A 3,464-nucleotide genomic window follows, 5' to 3' on the forward strand; every position below is an offset into this window, starting at 1 on the left:
AGTTAATAAAGAACGATTAGTATGCACAACACCTTTTGGCTTACCTTCTGAACCCGATGTAAACAACACAACAGCCTCATCATCAGGGTTAGGTTTAGGTAAATATTTTTTAGGCATGAACTTAGCTTTCAATACCCATAACTTATCTTCATTTGTGATTTGCTTACGTAAATCTTCTGCATATACCCAGTTAATTTCAGGGAATGCTTCCACTAAATAATTTAATTTGCCTTTTTCCAAGAAAATACGAGAAGTAATAATTGTTTTAACCTCAGCCGCTGTAATCGCAGCACCCATACCATCCACACCCGCTGTATAATTCAATAATGCCGAAACACGTTTCGTTAAATTCAATGCCAAAACAGTTGCCATTGAACCAATCGCATTCGGTAGCAATACGCCCACTCGTTCGTTTTCTGTTGTGAAACGTGTAATAATTCTACTGATACCTAAAATTTTTGTGATGAATTGATCATAAGTTTCCGGTTTACGTTGAATATCTTCAATACAATATGCATCACCACCAAATCTTTGCTTCGCCAATAAAACTGAATCAAATAAAGATGTTGGTTCAAAAATATTGACACGCATATCCATCATCAAATCATGTGTATATTTTGCTAAATATTGACGACGCTGCTTACCAAATAAATCATTCGGAATGTTAATATTTAATGGTGCCCTCATCGTAATTTTAATCGGAGTAAATAAGCGTTGCTTCACTAAGCATTTCAATCTGCTGAAATAAGTATATTCAGCACCTTCCAAAATTACAGGAATCAAAGGAACTTTTGCCTTATGAGCGACAAAAGCGGCACCTTCATAAATCTTCATAAAGCTACCTGTTAAAGTAATGCGCCCTTCTGGAAAAATCACAATTGTGCGGCCTTTTGTCACTTCTTTAGTAAGCATTTTAATAGCCATAGGATGCAAAGGATCTACTGTCACATGGTCAATCAATTTTAAAAAAGGTTTAAAGTACCAACGATTAGCAATATCTGTATTCACGACAAACACTGGCTTTTGTGGCAAAAATACACCTAACAACAGGCCATCTAAGAATGACTGATGATTACACACAATCACTCCATGCGTGATGGATGCTTGCTGATCTAACTTTGTTTCTACCTGAAAGAAAAAATTTAACAAAACTCTAAAGATTGCTCTCATGATTTAGCACCACTATTTCTATTAATGAACACTGTTTAGTTTATAGAAAATTTTCAATTAATCAATGTTTATTTAAAACTGAAATCAAAAAAATTCCAACACAAAACATACTTTAAATATTTTACTTATGATCCGCATTAGAAAATTTAATAAAATAAACCAATCCTTGATTATCATTATCTTTTTGAGTTGCGTATAATTCTGCGATAACGCATATTTAAATAAGGGTTTTGAATGTCATCCAGCACTATATCTTTGATTGTCGCCATTGCTCAAAATGGTACGATTGGTATTAATAATTCACTGCCTTGGCATTTACCTGATGATTTAGCCTTTTTCAAAAAAAGCACAATCAATAAACCAATTATTATGGGTCGAAAGACATATGAATCACTAGGGCGGCCGTTACCTAAACGTGACAATATTGTGATTAGTCGTAATCCAGCACCTCAAGACTTACCAGAGAATGTTTTCTATTTTAATACATTAGAAGCAGCCATTTTGGCATACCAAAATACTCCTGAGGTTATGATTATTGGTGGTGCACAGCTCTATTGTTCGGCTTTGCCCTATATGAATAGGCTTTATCTTACCATTGTAGAAAGTGAAGTTGAAGGTGATACTTTTTTACCCGAAGTATTAGCTTTACCATTTAATGATGCAATCAATTTATATACTGAAAATCATCCCAAAGATGAAAAACATAGCTATCCATTCAGATTTGAAATTTGGGAGTTCCCATCAAAAACTTGATAAAAATCGATATTTACAAACGTTTACTTCCTGCTAATACTGCAAAATTTGGCAATTTCGTTATAATTATGCATTCCATTTTATATTGAGTGAATTATGGCTGTTTCAACAAAAAAAGTGAGCTGGTATAAAAAATACGCAAGCTATAAATACTATATCCCTTTAGCCAATGCGATTGTTCCCTATTGTTTTTGGAGCAGTTTAATCATCGCAATTGTTGGTATAGCATTGGGTTTAGGCTTTGCACCTGCTGATTACCAACAAGGTAATAGCTTTAGAATTATTTATATTCATGTGCCTGCTGCCATGCTTTCAACATCATTATATATGGCAATGGCTATTACAAGCCTATGTTTTTTAGTTTGGAAAGTTAAATTACTACCATTAGTTGCACGCAGTATGGCAACGATAGGTGCAGTTTTAACATTAATTTCATTAGTAACAGGTGCCGTTTGGGGCGCACCGACTTGGGGCACTTGGTGGGTCTGGGATATTCGTTTAACCTCTCAACTATTATTATTATTCTTTTATATTGGTTATATTGCCTTTGATCATGCCATTGAAGATCGTCAAACTGCTGACATTTTCACATCTATTTTAGCAGTCATTGGTATTGCCATTGCACTACTTGTTAAACTTTCAGTGTACTTTTTCAATTCTCTTCACCAAAAGAGCACACTTTTTGCATCCGGCGGGCCGAAAATTCCGATGGATATGTTGTTACCATTGATTTTAATGATCGTTGCTTATTCACTATTTACCACAGGTTATATTCTTAAAAAGAGTGTAAACCTGATTAATCGTGACAGAGTGATGAAACATTATCTGAATCAATAATTATATAGTGGGGGCGCTATGACGTTTGCATTTGGGAGCTTTGCAGAATTTCTGCATATGGGAAAACATGGTCTTTATGTTTGGTTGAGTTACGGATTTTTCCTAATCTGTTTACTTAGTCTAATTATTCCACTTTTCAGTGAGAGTAAAAAGTTACAACAAATTATGAAGCAAGAAGGAATTGAATAATGACACCAAAACAAAAACAGCGCGCCATCATCGTTGTTGCATTAGTCGTAATTACACTTGCAGCAATTGGACTGCTCATTTATGCATCAAGAAGTGAATTAAACTATTACTATTCACCCATTGAAGTGAAAGAAGGCAAAGCACCACTTGAACGCTCAATCCGTATTGGTGGATTAGTTGCACCAGGTTCTATTGTTAAAAGTACTGAAACCATAGATATCGCATTTGACATCATGGATGGCAAAGACCGTGTGCGAGTCACATATGATAAAATGCTGCCTGATCTATTCCGTGAAGGACAAGGCGTTATCGCAACAGGTATTTTAACAGACCTCAATAATTTCACTGCAACAGAGATTTTGGCAAAACATGATGAAACATATATGCCACCTGAAGTGAAAGAATCCTTAGAAAAATCTGGCATCGTGATTGATGAAAACTCCAGACATCCTGGCTCACAACCTTAAGGAGCCCACATGTTACCATTTGGCGAATTAGCACTTTATATTGCATTA

At 35.2% G+C, this 3,464-nt stretch carries 5 protein-coding genes; 4 read left to right on the top strand and 1 reads right to left on the bottom strand.

The window, feature by feature from the left end:
- Positions 1–1,170 (bottom strand): 1-acyl-sn-glycerol-3-phosphate acyltransferase (locus BZK14_RS06065; protein WP_143691381.1); only part of this gene is annotated, 1,170 nt, incomplete at its 3' end.
- A gap of 234 nt (positions 1,171–1,404) precedes the next feature.
- Here BZK14_RS06065 and BZK14_RS06070 point away from each other — a divergent pair.
- The 4 genes from BZK14_RS06070 (at position 1,405) to ccmE (ending at position 3,416) form a co-directional block, all read left to right on the top strand.
- Complete coding sequence (locus BZK14_RS06070) at positions 1,405–1,923, top strand: dihydrofolate reductase (protein WP_077925657.1); 519 nt, start codon at positions 1,405–1,407, stop codon at positions 1,921–1,923.
- Between the two features lie 96 nt (positions 1,924–2,019).
- Positions 2,020–2,760 carry a heme ABC transporter permease CcmC gene (gene ccmC, locus BZK14_RS06075; RefSeq protein ID WP_077925658.1) on the top strand — a complete coding sequence of 247 codons (741 nt, stop codon included), beginning with the start codon at positions 2,020–2,022 and terminating at the stop codon, positions 2,758–2,760.
- Positions 2,761–2,817: 57 nt separating this feature from the next.
- Positions 2,818–2,949, top strand: coding sequence for a heme exporter protein CcmD (ccmD, locus tag BZK14_RS06080; RefSeq protein ID WP_245831194.1), 132 nt, complete (start codon positions 2,818–2,820; stop codon positions 2,947–2,949).
- Entirely contained in the window at positions 2,949–3,416 is a 468-nt protein-coding gene (ccmE, locus tag BZK14_RS06085; protein WP_077925660.1) for a cytochrome c maturation protein CcmE, read from the top strand. Before ccmD ends, ccmE begins: the two co-directional genes overlap by 1 nt.
- The last annotated feature ends 48 nt before the right edge of the window (positions 3,417–3,464 follow it).

The sequence above is a fragment of the Wohlfahrtiimonas larvae genome, assembly GCF_002006755.1.
Taxonomy (GTDB): domain Bacteria; phylum Pseudomonadota; class Gammaproteobacteria; order Cardiobacteriales; family Wohlfahrtiimonadaceae; genus Wohlfahrtiimonas; species Wohlfahrtiimonas larvae.